The sequence below is a fragment of the Ochrobactrum sp. SFR4 genome, assembly GCF_019730395.1.
In the GTDB taxonomy this organism is placed as follows: domain Bacteria; phylum Pseudomonadota; class Alphaproteobacteria; order Rhizobiales; family Rhizobiaceae; genus Pseudochrobactrum.
This window is the reverse complement of record NZ_JAAPBB010000720.1, coordinates 1-277: the sequence shown is the minus strand read 5'-3', so window position 1 is coordinate 277 and position 277 is coordinate 1. Positions and strand designations below refer to the sequence as shown.

General features: G+C 52.7%; 1 pseudogene. It reads right to left on the bottom strand.

From position 1 onward, the window contains the following. Positions 1–277: pseudogene (locus tag HBA93_RS20950) on the bottom strand (phenylacetate--CoA ligase); the annotation flags it as partial.

Below are 277 nucleotides of genomic sequence, written 5' to 3'. Positions count from 1 at the left end.
ACCGGAGCGGCCGCCCGCAGCACGGATCGAGCGCGCGATCAGATTGGCCCAGTTATCAATATCGGACTGGGAATAGCCGACAACGGTCGGTTTACCGGTAGTACCGGAGGAACCGTGAATACGCACAACCTTATTCTGCGGCACGGCAAACATACCGAACGGATAGGTATCGCGCAGATCCTGTTTATAGGTGAAAGGGAACCTGGCAATATCCGCCAGTGTTTTCAGCTCTTCAGGATGAACATCCGCTTCAATAAAGCGTTTGCGATAAAAAGGT